The 16,819-nt window shown below is 41.1% G+C and carries 13 protein-coding genes; 7 read left to right on the top strand and 6 right to left on the bottom strand.

All coding sequences use genetic code 11. The annotated features are described in order from the left end of the window. Nucleotides 1–35: 35 nt before the first annotated feature. Nucleotides 36–1,364, top strand: a complete 1,329-nt coding sequence (gene mtaB / locus BGO42_RS17085) for a tRNA (N(6)-L-threonylcarbamoyladenosine(37)-C(2))-methylthiotransferase MtaB (protein WP_273243913.1) — start codon at nucleotides 36–38, stop codon at nucleotides 1,362–1,364. Between the two features lie 57 nt (nucleotides 1,365–1,421). Here the strand turns inward: mtaB and BGO42_RS17080 are convergent, their stop codons facing one another. Then, nucleotides 1,422–1,703, bottom strand: coding sequence for a GNAT family N-acetyltransferase (locus BGO42_RS17080; RefSeq protein WP_177735940.1), 282 nt, complete (start codon nucleotides 1,701–1,703; stop codon nucleotides 1,422–1,424). 147 nt (nucleotides 1,704–1,850) lie between these two features. Between BGO42_RS17080 and BGO42_RS17075 the strand changes: the two genes are divergently transcribed. Beyond that, nucleotides 1,851–2,522, top strand: coding sequence for an alpha/beta fold hydrolase (locus BGO42_RS17075; protein ID WP_177735938.1), 672 nt, complete (start codon nucleotides 1,851–1,853; stop codon nucleotides 2,520–2,522). Nucleotides 2,523–2,531: 9 nt separating this feature from the next. Further along, on the top strand, nucleotides 2,532–3,428 hold the full coding sequence (locus BGO42_RS17070) for a lytic transglycosylase domain-containing protein (RefSeq protein ID WP_273243910.1): 897 nt from the start codon (nucleotides 2,532–2,534) through the stop codon (nucleotides 3,426–3,428). On the opposite strand, the gene BGO42_RS17065 is transcribed toward BGO42_RS17070, so the two are convergent. Next, entirely contained in the window at nucleotides 3,425–4,126 is a 702-nt protein-coding gene (locus BGO42_RS17065; protein WP_273243908.1) for a TlpA family protein disulfide reductase, read from the bottom strand. The two genes, BGO42_RS17070 and BGO42_RS17065, sit on opposite strands and share 4 nt — an antisense overlap. 149 nt (nucleotides 4,127–4,275) lie before the next feature. Further along, entirely contained in the window at nucleotides 4,276–4,791 is a 516-nt protein-coding gene (locus BGO42_RS17060; protein WP_177735931.1) for a DUF2892 domain-containing protein, read from the bottom strand. Nucleotides 4,792–5,050: 259 nt separating this feature from the next. Here BGO42_RS17060 and rpmH point away from each other — a divergent pair, with 259 nt between their 5' ends. The 4 genes from rpmH (at nucleotide 5,051) to BGO42_RS17040 (ending at nucleotide 11,570) form a co-directional block, all read left to right on the top strand. Beyond that, complete coding sequence (rpmH, locus tag BGO42_RS17055; RefSeq protein ID WP_026979292.1) at nucleotides 5,051–5,212, top strand: 50S ribosomal protein L34; 162 nt, start codon at nucleotides 5,051–5,053, stop codon at nucleotides 5,210–5,212. Between the two features lie 102 nt (nucleotides 5,213–5,314). Next, nucleotides 5,315–8,167, top strand: a complete 2,853-nt coding sequence (carB, locus tag BGO42_RS17050) for a carbamoyl-phosphate synthase large subunit (protein ID WP_273243896.1) — start codon at nucleotides 5,315–5,317, stop codon at nucleotides 8,165–8,167. A 165-nt stretch (nucleotides 8,168–8,332) separates the two neighbouring features. Continuing rightward, entirely contained in the window at nucleotides 8,333–9,289 is a 957-nt protein-coding gene (locus BGO42_RS17045) for an ion channel (protein ID WP_273243894.1), read from the top strand. An 82-nt stretch (nucleotides 9,290–9,371) separates the two neighbouring features. Then, on the top strand, nucleotides 9,372–11,570 hold the full coding sequence (locus tag BGO42_RS17040; RefSeq protein ID WP_273243892.1) for a B12-binding domain-containing radical SAM protein: 2,199 nt from the start codon (nucleotides 9,372–9,374) through the stop codon (nucleotides 11,568–11,570). A 63-nt stretch (nucleotides 11,571–11,633) separates the two neighbouring features. Here the strand turns inward: BGO42_RS17040 and BGO42_RS17035 are convergent, their stop codons facing one another. The 3 genes from BGO42_RS17035 to BGO42_RS17025 all read right to left on the bottom strand — a co-directional run bounded on the left by BGO42_RS17035 (nucleotide 11,634) and on the right by BGO42_RS17025 (nucleotide 16,783). Next, a complete protein-coding gene (locus BGO42_RS17035; protein ID WP_273243891.1) occupies nucleotides 11,634–13,895 on the bottom strand; it encodes a T9SS type A sorting domain-containing protein in 2,262 nt (753 codons plus the stop codon). Nucleotides 13,896–13,991: 96 nt separating this feature from the next. Then, nucleotides 13,992–14,753: a LytR/AlgR family response regulator transcription factor gene (locus BGO42_RS17030; protein WP_177735901.1), complete on the bottom strand. Its 762-nt coding sequence runs from the start codon at nucleotides 14,751–14,753 to the stop codon at nucleotides 13,992–13,994. After that, nucleotides 14,753–16,783 (bottom strand): tetratricopeptide repeat-containing sensor histidine kinase, encoded by a 2,031-nt coding sequence (locus BGO42_RS17025; RefSeq protein ID WP_273243888.1) that lies wholly within the window; start codon nucleotides 16,781–16,783, stop codon nucleotides 14,753–14,755. Before BGO42_RS17025 ends, BGO42_RS17030 begins: the two co-directional genes overlap by 1 nt. Between the last annotated feature and the right edge of the window lie 36 nt (nucleotides 16,784–16,819).

Below are 16,819 nucleotides of genomic sequence, written 5' to 3'. Positions count from 1 at the left end.
AACTAAAGTTACTACTTCATAAGTAGCTTATCATTATGGAAAACAGAAAAAAAGTTGCTTTTTATACGTTGGGATGTAAACTGAATTTTTCAGAGACATCAACAATTGCGCGCAGTTTTCAGGACGAAGGCTTTGATCGTGTGGATTTTGAGGATATCGCCGACATTTATGTGATTAACACCTGTTCGGTAACAGAGAATGCAGACAAACAGTTCAAGCAGATTGTAAAAAAAGCACTTAAGAATAACGATAAAGCTTTTGTGGCGGCTGTGGGTTGTTATGCCCAGCTAAAACCGGAAGAGCTGGTTGCGGTGGATGGAGTGGATCTGGTTTTGGGTGCCACCGAAAAATTTAAGATTACCGATTATATCAACGACCTGTCCAAAAACGACATGGGAGAAGTGCATTCCTGTGAGATTGAAGATGCCGATTTTTATGTGGGCAGTTATTCCATTGGCGACAGAACGCGTGCTTTCCTGAAAGTTCAGGATGGTTGCGATTATAAATGTACCTATTGTACGATTCCTTTGGCAAGAGGGATTTCCCGTAGCGATACGATGGATAATGTGCTGAAAAACGCCAAAGAAATATCGGAACAGGGCATTAAAGAGATTGTGCTTACCGGTGTTAACATCGGGGATTATGGAAAAGGAGAGTTTGGGAATAAAAAACACGAACATACTTTTTACGAATTGGTGCAGGCACTGGATGAAGTAGCGGGAATTGAACGTTTGCGTATTTCGTCTATCGAGCCGAACCTGCTGAAAAATGAAACGATTGATTTTGTGTCGAAAAGCAGAACTTTTGTGCCGCATTTTCACATTCCGTTACAGTCCGGAAGCAATACGATATTGAAAAAAATGAAACGAAGATACCTGCGGGAATTGTATCAGGACCGTGTTGCTAAAATCCGGGAAGTGATGCCGCATGCCTGTATCGGGGTGGATGTTATTGTTGGTTTTCCGGGTGAAACAGATGAGCTTTTCCTGGAAACCTATAACTTCCTGAATGAAATGGATATTTCTTATCTGCACGTGTTTACATATTCGGAAAGGGATAATACCGAAGCGGTCATGATGGAAGGTGTGGTGCCGATGAATGTGCGAAGCAAAAGAAGTAAAATGCTGAGAGGGCTATCGGTTAAAAAAAGAAGAGCGTTCTATGAAAGCCAGCTGGGAACCAACCGTACCGTGTTGTTTGAAGGAGAAAATAAAGAAGGCTATATCCATGGATTTACAGAAAACTATGTAAAGGTGAAAACGCCATGGAATCCGGAACTGGTTAATACGCTGCACGATATACGCTTAACTAAAATTGACGAAGACGGAATGGTTCGTATGGAATTCCGGAATGTCCCGGTATAAACCCCGGTTTTTAAGATAAAAGAAAAGCTCGTGATCAACACGAGCTTTTTTAATGTTTTATATTTTAATTCCCGGCGGAAGCAATTCCTTGTAAACCGGATTTTTTCTAAAAAAAGAAGTAATCTTGGGATGTGTGGGTACGACACGAAGTTTTCTCTCTTCGGCAATGGACATAACGCTTTTTAAAAACTCATTGATGGATTCGGGATCCTGATTTTCGGCATGATTGAGTTTGGTTAAAAATAATTTTCGTTCTTGAATAGCATATTCAACGGCTAATAGCCCGGTTTCGGTGTGATTCTCGAATTGTCTTAATAATTCGTTGTCTTTAATTTCCATAATGTAGTGTATTCATATCGAAGAAATAAATTGATAATAATTTAAAGCGAAATGAGATTGTAAAATCATTCGGAATGAATTATTTTTATGCAAAATTCGGAAAAAATCATCAGAATTTGCGTTAGTAAAGCGTTAAAACATCAGATAATGAGTAAAATACCTGTTTATTTTATGCCCGGATTGGCCGCCAATCCATCTATATTTGAACATATCCAATTACCGGAAGATCAGTTTGAAGTGCATTTACTGGAATGGTTTTTGCCGGAGCCTAAAGAAAGCCTGCAATCCTATGCGAAACGGATGGCTGAAAAAATAACGGAAGCGCAGCCTGTTTTGGTGGGTGTTTCCTTTGGCGGGATACTGGTGCAGGAAATAGCGAAAATAATTCCGGTTAGACGAACGATCATTATATCCAGTGTTAAAACAAAGATTGAATTTCCGAAACGCATCAAACTTGCAAAAACAACCAGAGCTTACAAACTGGTTCCGACGAGTTTGTTCGGGAATATTGAAGTACTGGCAAAATATGCTTTTGGCGAAACGGCAAAAGGCCGGATAAAGCTGTACGAGAAGTTTTTGTCCATGAGGGATAAACGCTATCTGGACTGGGCATTGGAACAGGTGGTTACCTGGAGCCGGACAGAGTGTGACACAACGGTGATTCACATTCACGGTGATGCCGACGAGGTGTTTCCAATAAAAAACATACAGGATGCTATTGTTATTAAAGGCGGAACACATGTGATGATACTGAATAAATTCAGGTGGTTAAACAGTAATTTACCTTCTCTGATTGTAGAAGGAAATGTAAAAAAATAAAAAAGCAAAATGAACAGAATCAAAAGAACGGCTATAGTAGCAGCAGTAATAATAACCAGTGGTGTTTTAATCCACTGGACCTCCACCGGAACCGGAACGGAAGTAGATGTAAAGAACCATGTGTATTTACCGGCTAATATTGATTTTGCCGGCGAACAGGTGCCGATGTCGCTTTCGGATGTAAAAGAAAGACTGGACAGGGAATTGCTGGTAAATGTGAACCTGCATGCAACAACTGCTTTGGTGATTAAAAGAGCCAACAGGGCTTTTCCGGTAATTGAGCCGATACTGAAACAGTATGGTGTTCCGGATGATTTTAAATACCTGGCGGTTATTGAAAGCGGATTGGTAAATGCCGTTTCTTCTGCGGGAGCGCGTGGCGTATGGCAGTTTATGCCGGAAACAGCCAAAGAAAAAGGAATGGAAGTGAACGAATATGTAGACGAACGTTACCATCTGGAAAAATCAACGGAAGCGGCTTGTAAATACCTGCTTTCGGCTAAAGATAAATTTGGTAACTGGACGCTGGCTGCGGCTTCCTATAACGGCGGTATGAACGGCGTGAACAAGCAGATCGAGAGTCAGAAAGTAACGGATTATTACGATTTGCTTTTAAATGATGAAACATCCCGTTATGTTTTCAGGATTTTAGCCCTGAAAGAAATCATGAAGAACCAGGTGAAATACGGCTATGATTTGCCTAAAGAGGTATTGTATCAGCAAATACCGGTAAAAAAGGTTGAGGTGACGGCTACTATTGATGACCTGGCCTTGTTTGCGATAGAGCAGGGCATTAATTATAAGATCCTGAAAATTCACAATCCGTGGCTTCGCGATAAAAAACTGGTCGTAGCTCCGAATAAAAAATATACCATCGATATCCCTTTGGAAGGCTATAAGCGTTAGTGCTTAGCCAGTCTTTGGGAATGGGAATCGACATTGATGAGCAGGCAGCTCAGTCCCTCCTGGAATGTTCTGTAGTTTAAATCAAGCGCTTTGGCAAAGGTTGCTTTTTCGGTAAGGATGGCACCGCCGCGCTTGATATTGACTACTTTTAAATTCTCATCCAGAAAATAAGATGTAGGAAAACCTAAAGTATGTTTCAGGGTCGATACCAGGTAAGCATCCTTGTTGTAGGTTTCGTGGGCATAGCACACTTCAATGCGGCTGTTGAATTTTTTGGCAATCTTCTTAATATTGTTTTTACGGTCCCAGTACAGCACAATAAACTGGATGTCTTTTCCGTATCGCTGTGCCAGTTTGTTTAAGGCCGGAATTTCTCCTTTAGACGGGACGCACCACGAGGCATACGTAATCAGGAATACAGGTTTTTTAATGCTGTTTAAGTACAGGCGGCTTTTTTTGAGGCGCTTAAAGCTGAAATTGTCGAATGTTGTTCCGGTTAATTGGTTCTTAACCAGAGAATCAAAAAGAAAAGTACCCCGGTCAATATCACCTTTGGTATAGGCTAAATCGGATTTTTTAGAATACAGCCGGATGTTTTTGTGCAGGGTATACGAAAACAAAATAGTGCCGTTATCTTGAGCAGGAACTGTAGAAGATAGGAGAAGTAAAGCTATGTTTGTTACGTAAAATTTCTTCATAACCAACGCTTTAAGTAGTAAAGTTAGGCATTTTTTGCCGTAAATAAACGTATCTGACTATAAGATGTTCCTAAAACCGTTTGGTTGCGTGCCGGGCATAAAAAAAACGCCCGAAAAGGCGTTTTATATTTTTGATAATCAAAATGTTATTACATTTTTTTCATCTGATCTTTCATCATTTTAATCTGGTCTTTCAGCATGTTCTGTTTGTCCAGTTTTTTAGCCTCGTTAAGAAGATTGGTCGCTTCCAGTTTTCGTCTTCTGGTCATTGCAATTCCGGCAAGGTTTAATTTCGCTAAAGCTAAATCCTGATCCATGTTTAAACCTAATTCAATCGCTTTTTTGAAATACTTTTCAGCCGCCGATAAATTTGTCTGCGAAACCATTAATCCGTGTAGATAATTGTAATACCCCTGTTGTTTTTTAATTAAAGCAGTTTCCGGGTTTTTAATATAGGAAAGCCATTTTTGTGCTCCTGGAAAATCCTGTTTTCTAAGTTTTAAAAAGGCTAATAATATGAATTCGTTTTTGAAATATAGTAAAATAAAGATGGAGGAAAAAAGTATTAAAAAGATACCGTTTCCAATATTGTTTTCGGTGAATTGCCAGATTCCTAATGCAATGATTAATGCAGCTAAGATTAGTTTGATATTTCTGTGAAACATAGTATTTTTGTATTTAGGTTTGCAAATGTAATAAAATGAAATGAGCAGGCGAAATAAGTTTGTTCAAAGAAGGTTAAAAAACCTTGATATAGCAGGCAGAATTGCTTAAAAGATAATATTATCAAAAGGAATTTAAAATATTTTTTTAAAAGCACTTGTCAGAAATAAAAGTCTTTGTATATTTGCACTCGGTTTTGAAGCGACAGAATTTTCAAAGCTGACCTGTTATTTTAAAAACACGATTTAAAGATAAAAAGCAATGAGTAAGAGAACGTTTCAACCATCAAAAAGAAAAAGAAGAAACAAACACGGTTTCATGGAAAGAATGGCTTCTGCTAACGGAAGAAAAGTATTAGCGCGTAGAAGAGCTAAAGGAAGACATAAGTTAACGGTTTCTTCTGAGCCAAGACATAAAAAATAATGATTTATTAAAATCGTTAATAAAGGTGTTACTAATTCATGGTAACGCCTTTTTTTATATCTTTTCGTTAAAAATAAATACAACTACATACAACACAACACAATGCCTAAAGACAATTCAATAAAATCGGTTTTAATTATTGGTTCAGGACCTATCGTTATCGGTCAGGCCTGCGAGTTTGACTATTCCGGATCACAATCGGCGCGATCGCTTCGTGAAGAGGGAATTGAAGTTATTTTGATTAACTCAAATCCGGCAACGATCATGACGGATCCTTCCATGGCGGACCATATTTATTTAAAACCACTAACTACAAAATCAATAATAGAAATCCTTAAAGCGCATCCGCAGATCGATGCTGTTTTACCGACTATGGGTGGACAGACAGCGTTGAACTTATGTCTGGAAGCAGACGAAAAAGGAATTTGGCAGGATTTTAATGTAAAATTGATTGGTGTTGATGTCAATGCCATTAATGTTACAGAAGACAGAGAGCAGTTCAAACAGCTTTTAGAAAAAATTGAAATTCCGGTAGCGCCGGCAAAAACAGCAAACTCATTCCTTAAAGGAAAAGAAATTGCTCAGGAATTCGGCTTTCCGCTGGTAATCCGTCCGTCCTTTACCTTAGGAGGAACCGGAGCCGCTTTTGTACATAAAAAAGAGGATTTCGACGATTTGCTGACAAGAGGACTGGAAGCGTCACCTATCCACGAAGTGTTGATTGATAAAGCACTTTTGGGATGGAAAGAATATGAATTGGAATTGTTACGGGATAAAAACGACAATGTCGTGATTATCTGTACGATCGAAAATATGGACCCGATGGGTATCCACACCGGCGACAGTATTACCGTTGCTCCGGCAATGACCTTATCAGACAGAACGTTCCAGAGAATGCGTGACATGGCAATTTTGATGATGCGCAGCATCGGAAACTTTGCAGGAGGATGTAATGTGCAGTTTGCCGTTTCTCCGGATGAAAAGGAAGATATTGTTGCCATTGAAATTAACCCGCGTGTGTCCCGTTCTTCGGCATTGGCTTCAAAAGCAACCGGTTATCCGATCGCTAAAATTGCAACCAAGCTGGCATTGGGATATTCATTGGATGAATTGGAAAATCAGATTACAAAATCAACATCGGCCTTATTTGAGCCTACATTAGATTATGTAATCGTAAAAATACCGCGTTGGAACTTCGATAAATTTGAAGGAGCCGACAGAACCTTAGGATTGCAGATGAAATCCGTAGGAGAAGTAATGGGAATCGGGCGTTCTTTCCAGGAAGCATTGCACAAAGCAACACAATCGCTGGAGATCAAACGCAACGGATTGGGTGCAGACGGAAAAGGATATACCAATTACGATCAGATCATTGATAAGCTGACGCACGCCAGCTGGGATCGTGTATTCGTGATTTATGATGCGATTGCCATGGGAATTCCATTGAGCAGAATTCATGAGATTACCAAAATTGACATGTGGTTCTTAAAACAATATGAAGAACTGTATGCTTTAGAAAAAGAAATTTCAAAATACAATATCGATACCTTATCCAAAGAACTGTTGCTGGAAGCAAAACAAAAAGGATTTGCCGACAGACAGATCGCACACATGTTAGGCTGTCTGGAAAGCCAGATTTACAGACTTCGTGAGGATTTGGGTGTAAAACGTGTGTACAAACTGGTAGATACCTGTGCGGCCGAGTTTAAGGCAAAAACACCGTATTACTACTCTACATTTGAGGCAGAAATTGAAAAAGCAGACGGAACCCGTTATGTAGACAATGAAAGTATTGTAACCGACAGAAAGAAAGTAATTGTACTGGGCTCGGGACCAAACCGCATCGGACAGGGGATCGAATTCGATTATTCCTGTGTACACGGTGTATTGGCAGCAGCAGAATGCGGTTATGAAACCATCATGATTAACTGTAATCCTGAAACGGTTTCAACCGATTTTGATACGGCTGATAAACTGTACTTCGAACCGGTTTTCTGGGAACATATCTACGACATTATCCGTCATGAAAAACCGGAAGGGGTGATCGTGCAGTTAGGCGGGCAGACAGCCTTGAAATTGGCTGAAAAACTGTCAAAATACGGCGTTAAAATCATCGGAACCAGTTTTGATGCACTGGATCTGGCTGAGGACAGAGGACGTTTCTCGGAATTACTGGAAGAATTAAAAATTCCTTTCCCGCAATTTGGAGTAGCAGAAAGTGCAGACGAAGCATCAAAATTAGCCGATAAATTAGACTTCCCTTTATTGGTAAGACCATCTTACGTATTGGGAGGACAAGGAATGAAGATCGTTATCAACAAAGAAGAACTGGAAGAGCACGTGGTGGATTTACTACGTAAAATTCCAAATAATAAACTGTTGTTAGACCATTATCTTGACGGAGCTATTGAAGCGGAAGCAGATGCTATCTGCGACGGAGAAAACGTGTACATCATCGGAATCATGGAGCATATCGAGCCATGCGGAATCCACTCAGGAGACAGTAATGCGACATTACCGCCTTTTAACTTAGGAGAGTTTGTGATGCAGCAAATCAAAGACCATACCCACAAAATTGCCCTGGCACTAAAAACAGTAGGTCTGATCAACATACAGTTCGCTATTAAAGACGATACCGTATACATCATTGAAGCAAACCCGAGAGCATCCCGTACCGTTCCTTTTATCGCTAAAGCGTATGGGGAGCCGTATGTAAATTATGCGACAAAAGTAATGCTGGGTGAAAAGAAAGTAACCGACTTTACCTTTAACCCGCAGTTAAAAGGATATGCCATCAAGCAGCCGGTATTCTCTTTCAGCAAATTCAAAAATGTAAACAAAGCTTTAGGACCGGAAATGAAATCCACAGGAGAAAGCATCTTGTTTATCGATGACCTGAAAGACGATCAGTTCTACGAATTGTACTCCAGAAGAAAAATGTATTTAAGTAAATAATACGACAATATATATTTGAAGAGTCCCGATTTATCGGGACTTTTTTTATTGGAATATGACAAAAACGGATAATTGCCGGAATGGATGTACGGCAATGTGAAAATTATCCCGGTTTCCCGAATAGTGGAAATCGGATTTTTTTTAGCTTTACTTAAAATATACCTTATGGCTTTTCTAAAGAAAATAAATTCCAGGGCTAAAGCGGATGAGAACACCGGCTTTGGAGTGAATGCCTCCGGTTATGCCGGGCGTTTTGTAAATAAAAACGGAAATGCGAATGTGAGGAAAGTCGGTATCGGACGGGCAGAAAAAATAAGCTGGTACCATGCAATGATCGAAGTGAAGCGCTGGAAATTCATGTTTATCATTTTTGCCTTTTACCTGGCGGTTAATTTTCTTTTTGCCTGTATTTACTATGGCATCGGGGTGGAACACCTGCAGGGTATCAATGCCGTCACACCGCTCAATCAATTCGGTCAGGCATTCTTTTTCAGTGCACAGACTTTTACGACTGTGGGCTACGGACACATCAGTCCGACCGGATTTGCCTCCAGTTTTGTCGCTTCCGTGGAAGCGCTGTTCGGATTGCTGAGCTTTGCCATAGCGACCGGCTTGTTTTACGGAAGATTCAGTAAGCCGAAAGCACTGGTCCGTTTTTCGGATATTGCGGTAATTGCTCCCTATAAAGACTCCAAAGCCTTAATGATCCGGCTAACACCTTATAAAAATACCAACCTGATGGAAGCGGAAGCAAAAGTTACGTTAGGGCTGAATTTTGAAGAAGACGGAAAGAAAGTAAATAAATTCTTTACGCTGGATTTGGAACTGGATAAGATCAATATGCTGACGCTGAGCTGGACTCTGGTGCACCCTATCACGGAGAGCAGTCCGCTGGCGGCTTTTAGTAAAGAAGACTTTGAAAAACAACAGGGTGAAGTACTGGTTTTTATCAAGGTTTTCGACGATATGTTCAGTACTACGGTTGTTAAACGAACATCTTATACTTTTAAGGAGATTGTCTATGGCGCGAAATTCCTGCCAATGTTTTCCGGCGATCATGAAAATCAGGAAACGGTTTTGTATGTCGACAAACTAAACGCTATAGAAACGGTGGCATTATAAGCAGCCGTTGATGTATCGTTGATAAAGCTGATTTATTTTTAAAAATGTGATACTTTTGCAGTCTCAATGAAGTAACGTAAAGATGCCGACAACAATTTTCCTAATCACACCGCCTTTTACACAGCTCAACACACCCTATCCGGGAACAGCTTATGTGAAAGGTTTTCTGAATACCAAAAATATCTCCTCTTTCCAGGCGGATTTGGGTATCGAAGTGATCCTGAAATTGTTTTCCAAAGAAGGACTTATCCGCCTGTTTGCCGAAATTGAAGGCAAAGCACAGCAATATTCTGAAAACAGTCAGCGTATTATTGCTTTACAGGACGAATATATCAAGACGATTGATCCGGTTATCTTATTCCTGCAAGGGAAAAATCCAACCTTATCCCATTTGATCTGCCAGGAAGATTTCCTTCCGGAAGCGTCCCGCTTTGCACAGCTGGAAGAACTGGACTGGGCTTTTGGTACGATGGGAACACAGGACAAAGGGAAGCACCTGGCAACGCTCTATCTGGAAGATATTTCAGATTTGATAGTGGAATGTATCGATCCGCATTTTGGCTTTAGCCGTTATGCAGAACGCTTAGGCCGTTCCGCCAATTCTTTTGACGAACTGCATGCCACGCTTCAGCAGGAATACACCTATATCGATCAGATCACCTTACAGCTTCTGGAGGAAAGACTACAGGAGATTCAGCCGGAAATAGTGGCTTTCTCAGTGCCGTTTCCCGGAAATCTGTACAGTGCTTTTCGTTGCGCACAATGGATAAAAAAGCACCATCCGGAAATCAAGGTAGCCATGGGCGGCGGTTTTCCCAATACGGAATTGCGCTCCCTTACGGATACGAGGGTGATGGAATTCTTTGACTTTATAACATTGGATGACGGAGAAGCGCCGGTGGAAAACATGATCGCTTATGTGGAAGGCAAATTGCCGAAAGAAGCCCTGAAACGGACGTTTGTCTTATCGGACGGGGAAGTAACCTATATCAATAATCCTGCCTGCCGGGATTATAAACAATCCGAAGTAGGAACACCGGATTACAGCGATTTACTGCTTGATAAATACATTTCGGTTATTGAAATCGTGAACCCGATGCACCGTATGTGGAGCGACGGACGCTGGAATAAGCTGACGATGGCGCACGGCTGCTACTGGGGAAAATGTACTTTCTGTGACATATCATTAGACTATATAAAGGTTTACGAACCAATTGCCGCCAAAATGCTGGTTGACAGAATGGAGGAACTGATGGCGCAAACAGGACAGAACGGGTTTCACTTTGTAGACGAAGCTGCACCGCCGGCATTAATGCGAGCGGTAGCCCTGGAAATCCTGAAACGAAAACTGGCAGTTACCTGGTGGACGAATATCCGGTTTGAAAAAAGTTTTACCAAAGACCTTTGCCTGTTGCTAAAAGCTTCCGGCTGTATTGCCGTTTCCGGCGGACTGGAAGTTGCTTCGGACCGTTTGCTGGAACTGATCCAGAAAGGAGTAACCGTGGCGCAGGTGGCAAGAGTGAACCGCAATTTTACCGAAGCCGGTATCATGGTACATGCTTACCTGATGTATGGTTTCCCTACGCAAACAGCCCAGGAAACAATAGACAGCCTGGAAATGGTGCGCCAATTGTTTGAATTAGGAATCCTGCAATCCGGATTCTGGCATCAGTTTGCAATGACGGCTCATAGCCCGGTTGGAATGTATCCTGAAAAATTTGGCGTACAGAAAGAAACGGATACCATTGGTTCTTTTGCCAATAACGATATTGTACATATCGATACAACCGGCACCGATCACGACCGGTTTAGTTTCGGACTGAAAAAATCCCTGTTCAATTATATGCATGGGATTTGTTTTGATTACCCGTTGCAGGACTGGTTTGAATTTAAAATACCGCGAACGAAAGTTCCCCACGATTATATCTACAATGCATTGCAGGATGAGGATAACTTTACCGTAAAATCCAGCGCCAAGATCGTATGGACAGGAGGGAAGCCGGCAGTTTCCTATTTTACAAAAAACAAAAAAGGACGACAGTTTGAAATGGCAAGCCTGACTTTTCACGATAAAAAAGAAAGCTTTACAATACAGGTAAATAAAGAAGAAGCCGACTGGCTGAAAGAGCTGCTGCCTAAAATTTCGGTAGCGAATACCAAAGTATTTACGTTTAACGAAGTGAAAAGTGATTATGAAAACTCGGATAAGGAAGATTTCGAACTCTTCTGGTACTCCAAGCCAATCAATACGCTTCGGGACTTCGGACTACTGGTCCTATAATAAAAGCGCCAATCCTCAGGATTGGCGCTTTTGTCACACTTAATTAACCGTAATTAACACACTTTATTGCTTCACAATTTTTTCGATTTTGCTTCCGGATTCGGAGATAACTTTAATGAGGTATATTCCGGAAGATTTATCAGTGATGTTTAAATACGTTTCTGTTGCATTGTGAAGACTGGTCATTAAAAGTCTTCCCTGCAGGTCATACAATAGGATGGATTTAATAGTGTTGTCTGCTTTGATATTCAGGATATCGCTGGCAGGATTTGGAAAAATACTGATGCTTTTATCGATAGTGAAATCCTGACCTCCTAAAAGATTTTCAACCACTGTACGGGCTTCATCCGTGTTGATAGGGTGGTTGTAGTCAAAATAGATAGCGGCTTCATTGGTAATCACATCCCCTATAACCAGGTTGTTTTTGGATCTTATCTTGAAAAGGATATTTCCATGGGCTCCTTCCGGATACAGATTGGCAGAAGAAAGGTTGATGTTCTCAAAAATGAATTCTACCTTATTGCCTCTGATTTGTGTGTTAACCGGATGGGAGTTGTACAGCACCTGTAAAGAATTAATATACAACTTGTCTAAATCGATCATGTCTTTTACCACTACATTAATAGCGGAAGCAGAACCGGTATTTTCAAAACGAATGTTATAGTGCAGGTAATCGCCCACTTTTGTAAGGGCAATACGATTGCCTTCCAGACAGGTTTTGTCATTCGGGTCAAAAGAATTCACGACCAGCTGGTTCAATACAAAAGCATTGTCTGCCGGAGTATCGTCGGCTGTAACCGGATTGATTGTTGCTGTAAAAGGAAGGTTATCACCGCTGTTAACCGGTGGCGTGGCAGTAGGAGTATTAATGGTAAATCCTATTTTTATAATGCGTGTTTCAAATGGTAACAGGTTGGTGTAATTCCAGGATAGCGAACCGGTTGCTGGTGTGGCGGCCTGGTTACTGTACATAAAATCCATAAGGGTATCGTCAAAAGCCAGGTTGATGGTGCCGGATGCTATTTCTGTTCCTTTATTTCTGTAAACCAGGTTGTAATAGGCGTCAAATCCCGGTCGGGCATCATTATCCGGGCTGAGTACGATTTCCAGGTCCGGATGTACCCCATTGGCAGTAATGCAGAAATCCTGTGTTTGAGTGGAATTGTTGTTAACCGGGAAGTTTACTGTTGCTGTTGCAGCAGGAGAAACGGTAAAATAAGGAGAATCAAACTGAGGTGTCAGTGTCAGATTCGGTTGCGTTACATAAAAAGTATAATTACCGCTGCTATTGCTAAAAGTAGCTCCGGAAGTTGTTCCGTCATTAATACTTACTTTGATATTCTGGAACAGGCCGTCGTTAGCATCACAGCCATTATTATTAGCATCGTATGTTAATGTTCCGGTGATGGTGTTGTAATTGCCGCCCGGTGTAAAATTACAATAGGTTGAAAACTGTGAATCGGTATTGTACCAGGTATTGTTTGCAATAATGGTGTCGTTTTCGTCCGTACAGATATATTGCGGCAGATCGGCTAAATTGGAAGACATCAGTTCTACTTGCGGATTCGGGAAGCCGTTCTTTAAATTGATATAGATTAACCCTAAATTATTATTACAGCCAATATCATATACCGAAGCATTCGAAACATTATTCAGGTAAGGCTCATAAGCGCAGGATGACAGATCCAGGGAAGTAAGCTGGTTGTCCTGAACATTGATTTTATAAGCGTGCGGAAGGTTTGTCAGGGTAACAGAAGTCAGCTGATTATAACCTAAATAAAGCGTAACCAGGTTGGGCTTGTCTGCAACGGTAATGCTGGTCATGTTGTTAAAGCCGGCATCCAGATGGCGCAGTGCCGTCAGGCCGGTTGTATTTAAAACGGTTAGCTGATTGTGTTTGATGGACAGGAATTCTAAATTTACAAACAGCGAAAGATCAATACTGGTTAAGGCATTGTTATAACAGGACAGCGTTTTAAGATTAGGAGAAGCTACCGCAGTGATCGCTGTAATATTGTTGTCAAAACAAATCAGGTTAACCAGATTTGCTAAGCTGCTGATGTCTAAGGTGGTCAGGTTATTGGCCGAACAGCTAAGTGTCTGTAAATTGGTGAATGCTGCGATACCGGTAAGAGAAGCAATGTTCGCATTGGTCACATTTAAGTTCGTTACGGCCTGAGCTTCCGTTAGCTGGATATTCCCGTCGTTATTTGTATCTATTCCCGATGCAATCAGCTTATTTTTAAAATTAGCATCCGGAATGGTTACAATCTGGGCAGATGCGATACCGGAGTATAGCAATAGAAAGAGTAAAGTTTTTTTCATAAATGTATTGGGGTTGGTTTGTTTCTCAAAATTAGGAGCTATTGCAGATACATTTTGGATGATTAAGAATTCGACGATTATGACTTAGAATTTGATTTAGAATGATTTAATCAGTTCCTGGAGCCTTTCTTTTTTGCGTTGTGCAATAGGCAGGTTGCTGTTGTCGGACATGATCACATAGCCGCCGTCATTTTTGATATACGATTTCAGATAGGCAAGGTTGATTAAATGCGACTGGTGAATGCGCTCAAAGCCATGCTGGGTGAGCAGTTCTTCATACTCTTTCAGTGTTTTGGAAATGAGCAGCGTTTTATGGTCTTTGATATAAAACTTGGTATAATTGTCCTGGGCTTCACAGCGGATAATATCGCTGATGTCGAAAAGATGAATGCCGGTAGAGGTCGAAAGCGCGATTCGTTTAAAATTGTCTACTTTTTTGCGGATATTTTCCAGCAGTAGATCAATATGGGCAAAAGACGTATTTTTCTCCATAGCGTCTTTTACCTTTAGTACCGCTTTTTGAAGCTCTTCGGGATCAACCGGTTTTAGCAGGAAATCCAGCGCGCTGAATTTAAAAGCCTTTAAGGCATATTGCTCATGAGCGGTAATAAAAACAATATGGGAGGTGGTTTTTTCATTGGTTTTGGCAACCTGTTCCAGGATGTCAAACCCGGTACCGTCCGACAGATGGATATCAAGGAAAACAACCTGTGGTTTGTATTTTTCGAGTGCGATAATGCCTGTTTTTACGCTTTCGGCTTCCCCGATTATAGTGATTTCGGAGGCGTAGCGGTTCAAAAGGCTTTTCATGCCTTTTCGTAAATGTTTGTCGTCGTCGATTAATAGTGCTGTTATCATTAGATTCTGATTTTAGTGTCTGAAGTGTATTGAATGGGCAGGTAAATAACCACCCTGGTCCCGTAAGGTTCTTTGTTCTCATCCAGGAAGTCGGAAATGCTTACGTGTGCCGACTGTGATGTTGTGGCTTCCATCATTTCCAGTCTTTTCTTGGTGATCTCCAAAGCCATCGATTTGTGTGCGGTCACGGAATTTTCCTTCATGGCTTTCGATTTGGAAATACCGATTCCGTCATCGGTAATGCTGCAGACCAACTGGTTATTTTCTACATTGAAACTGATCTCGATTTTACCGCTTCCCTGTTTGGGCACCAGGCCGTGAAGAATGGCATTTTCGACAAACGGCTGGATCAATAAAGGCGGTAAAGCCATATCGTCCTCGATGAGCGGACTTGTTGTAATGGCAAAATCAAATTTTTTATTAAAGCGCAATTGTTCCAGTTCCAGGTAATTCTGAAGGCTGTCAATCTCTTTGTCGATCGGGATCAGGGAACCTTTGGAATATTCCAGGGTGAGGCGCATTAGCTTGGAAAATTTGGATAGATATTTTATGGCAGAATCCGTACCGTTCTGAACAATAAAGCTGGATATGGAACCGAGGCAGTTAAAAACAAAATGCGGGTTCATTTGAAGGTGCAGTGCTTTTTGTTCGTATTCGGCTACTTCTTTTTGCAGGGTTAAACGGCGTTTGATCTGCAATCTGTTGTAGGTAACGAAAATCAGCCCCAACAGCAATAAGGTACCAATCACAGAGAACAGCGTAAATAGTTTATGGCTTTTGTTTTGTTCCACTAATACGGCTTCCTTTTTCTCCATTTCAATTTTTTGTAAAGCCTCTTTTTTCTGAAACTCGGCATTCAGCTCTACGCGGAGTAATTTTTTGGTGTTTTCTTTATTGTCAATACTGTCTTTGGCAGCAACATATTCTTTATAATGCGATAAAGCATTTTTGTAATCCTGCTGTAAAGCATAAATATCACTCAGCTGTTTTTCGGAGGACTTAACCTGTGCCAGCATGTTGATCTCTCGGGCGGTCATTAACGATGCTGAGGTGTAGGATAATGCTTTTGAAAGGTCTTTTTGTTCCAGATAAAGTGTCCCGATGTTGTATTGTACAGAAGCTGTTCCCATTTTATTGTCCAGTTCCGTATACAAAACCATGGCTTTGTTGTAAAAATCCAGCGCTTTAGCATACGATTGATGGCTGCAGTAGAATTCTCCCAGGTTGTTGAACAATAATGCTTTCCCTCTGTTGTTGTTTGTTTTTTCAAAAAGGGACATGGCGGTATTGTAATGTTGTAAAGCCTGCTTGTCTTTTTTCTGTTTGAAATAAATCGTTCCGATATTCATTAAGGTTACGGGAGCCGATTCTTCTCCCATTTCCGTTTGCAGCGCATAGGCTTTCGATAAGTAGGTGAGTGCCTTGTTGTTTTCTTCCAGAACCTTATAGATAATCCCGATGTTGTTGTACACTTTGGAAATGCTTTTTTTCTCCCCGGTTTCCTGATACATTTTTAAAGCCTTAAAATAATGCTGTAAGGCATTGGAATAGTCGTTCTGTTCGGAATAGACAATGCCGCAGCTGCCGTAGGATCTTGCCAGACCGTTCCTAATCTGGTTTTGGGTTACGGCCGTTGCCGCCGGATGGGTTAACAGGTCGGTAAAAAGTGCTTTGGCCTGTTCAAAATTTTTCAGTGCCTCGGCATAATTACTGCTGATAATGTTGGCATTGCCAATATTAATACAGGCGATGGCCAGACCGTAATGATCGCCGTTTTTTTGCGCCAGTGCCGCGGCTTTTTTAGCATAAAAAAGCGTGGAGTCGGAGTTGCTTTCCCGGAATATATGGGCTATTTTATTGAGAATAGTGACTTTGGCAGTGTCCGTTTTGACCGTTTTTAAACCGGATTTCAGTTCCGGAATCGTATTTTCCTGGGCAAATCCGGAAGACAGCACGTTCAGTAGCAAAAACGCGGCAACGGCGATTCGTAAAAATGGCTTTTGGGTTGCTTTAGCTGGGGTATAATGCATTTTGAGAATCTTTATATGCAAATATAAAATAAGTTG

The organism is Flavobacterium sp. 40-81 (assembly GCF_001898245.1).
GTDB lineage: Bacteria > Bacteroidota > Bacteroidia > Flavobacteriales > Flavobacteriaceae > Flavobacterium > Flavobacterium inviolabile.
The sequence above is the reverse complement of the archived record's forward strand: the minus strand, read 5'-3'. Positions and strand labels throughout refer to the sequence as shown.